Origin of the sequence: Pseudoduganella flava (genome assembly GCF_007830495.1) — a bacterium.
Taxonomy (GTDB): domain Bacteria; phylum Pseudomonadota; class Gammaproteobacteria; order Burkholderiales; family Burkholderiaceae_D; genus Rugamonas; species Rugamonas flava.
In genome coordinates, this window is record NZ_VLKW01000030.1 from 1 (window position 1) to 1,995 (window position 1,995).

Here is a 1,995-nt window from a genome sequence, read left to right on the forward strand (position 1 = left end):
TATGCGGCGAATCCAACCGGACGGGCTGATCCGCTGGGGTGGTGCTCTACTACGCTGGGCAAGAACATGGGGGCGCGGAGCGGGGATGGGATGGCTAATCACCATTTGATCCCGGAAGAGCTGATGAAAGATGCTCGCTTTGCTGCAATGTTCAAGCGCCTACGATCGATGGGCTTTGATCCAGATGGCGCGTCCAACGGTATCTTCTTGCCAGGAAGCTCGGATCTTGCACGGAAAATAGGATTACCTGGCCACTGGTCTTCACACGCGAACTATACAAGCGTGATCGAGAATCATCTTTCGCGACTGAACTTCCTTTTCACCCGTGGCCAGCTCTCTGACACGCAGCTAGCACTAGGCATTCGACAGATACAGACAATGGCGCGAGAGGGACTCGAGAATGGAATCTTTAAAATTGACCCGATTACTGGACGTTTGATATGAAACCACAGGCATATTTTTTATTGGAGTACCAGCCCTCCGATGAGGCTGGCCCCCCGCATATTGCGGGTGAGCTCAACCACGAAGAATACGAGTGGCCCCTATTCGCTGCCGATCCAGATAGGATCGGTATCAAAAATGACTACGTCTACACAATCGTCGATCCGGAGATCAAGTCAATAGGCTTCGATTTTTACGGAGAGCAATCCTATATGGTCTCCGAGCAGTTCTGTGATCTCTGTAGGGAGTACTCTGTGCCTTTTCGCCCAGTTCCACTCACCCTCGTGCTGCAAGGCCAGCAAGTTGGTTCGTACTATTTCTTTTTGCCAGGCAAATACGTTGCCCTCCTTGACACGGAACGATCAGAGTATGAGATCGACACTGATCTAGAGACCGGCCAGCCGATGGTTGATCAACTGTTCCCACCGACGCCTGTGTACAAAAAAATCTCAAGATTCGTTCCGCGCTCGGACGAGACTTGCAGTCTGTTCTCGTGTATAGAAATCGGAAAACTAGTGTGCAGCGGCGACTTCAGGGATGCCGTACTTGAAAGAGGGCTCAAAGGCATGCGCTTTACGCCAATACAGGACTTTACATACGACCCATGGGCGGGTTGGTAACGAACGTCTCATTGATATCGCGGACGTACAGGACATCCGGTACGCTAACATGGGTGCGGCAACATAAGCTCCGCACAAATGAAGACGGCCAAACTGGAGTGGGAAGAGGATGCCGTGTACAGCCTGAAGTTGCGCGACGACCTGTACACGGTGGTACAGATGCGCAAGAACTACCTCATGCAATTCTTCGACCTCTTCCAGTCCGGCGACGAGTGGTCCGGTGTCGACCTCAACGAAAGCCGCACTTTGTATTTCGGCTTCGTCGCCATCACGGGCTTGAAGAAGATGTTCAGCCAGCGGCTCGCGCCCGAGCAAGCCCAGCCAAGCACGCTTCCGTCGAAAGAAAAATGCTCAGTGCAGACCTGGCGATGGCGCCGGATTACTCCGCCAAAGTAGTGGAACTGGACGACCGTTACGACACCGTCAACGCTCGCGAACTCTCGGGTCGACTCTCTGCGACCGCAGACCGTGACACGATTTACAAGTATGAGCTCGACGGCAGCATGGGCTCTCCTTAGAAGCTCTCAAAGCGCCTGATCCGTTATTTCGAAACGGGTGTGAACTGGGACGATGCGAAAGGGTTCCTGTTTAAGGACATCGCTCCGCCACCGCCGGACCCGGACTGGAAAAGGTAATGCTTTCCACGCATACAACAGGAAAAAGCCGCCCCATCATGAAATCTCTCGACGACATCCTGCACTCCGACTTTCTCCCTGAGGGCGACCTGGAGCTCCTCGACAAGGTGCGCCCGATTTTAATCCGCCTGATCAACCGCCTGAAGGAGCAAGGTCCTCAGGCATCCGAGGACGAGCGCCTGAAGGCCTTTGCCGAGGCATTCCATCACATCAACCAGTTCGAGGATGAGATCGAAACCGTCGAACGCGAGACGATACTCGAGGCGATGTACGACATTGGCGACGCAGTCGGCCTAGAT

General features: G+C 53.9%; 4 protein-coding genes. All 4 read left to right on the forward strand.

Annotation, left to right across the window (positions count from 1 at the left end; genetic code table 11):
* Window positions 1–444, forward strand: a 444-nt coding sequence (locus IP92_RS29755; protein ID WP_199750458.1) for an AHH domain-containing protein, incomplete at its 5' end; no start/stop codon positions are given.
* Window positions 441–1,061 carry an Imm43 family immunity protein gene (locus IP92_RS29760; protein ID WP_145882350.1) on the forward strand — a complete coding sequence of 207 codons (621 nt, stop codon included), beginning with the start codon at window positions 441–443 and terminating at the stop codon, window positions 1,059–1,061. The genes IP92_RS29755 and IP92_RS29760, both read left to right, overlap by 4 nt.
* 78 nt (window positions 1,062–1,139) lie before the next feature.
* Window positions 1,140–1,457, forward strand: coding sequence for a DUF8309 domain-containing protein (locus tag IP92_RS29765; RefSeq protein WP_145882352.1), 318 nt, complete (start codon window positions 1,140–1,142; stop codon window positions 1,455–1,457).
* A 238-nt stretch (window positions 1,458–1,695) separates the two neighbouring features.
* Window positions 1,696–1,995 (forward strand): DUF5713 family protein (locus IP92_RS29770; protein ID WP_145882354.1); only part of this gene is annotated, 300 nt, incomplete at its 3' end.

Bases quoted from the DNA above. Each gene is read 5' to 3' on its own strand.
- IP92_RS29765 (WP_145882352.1), top strand. From the start codon at position 1,140: ATGAAGACGGCCAAACTGGAGTGGGAAGAGGATGCCGTGTACAGCCTG.
- IP92_RS29760 (WP_145882350.1), top strand. From the start codon at position 441: ATGAAACCACAGGCATATTTTTTATTGGAGTACCAGCCCTCCGATGAG.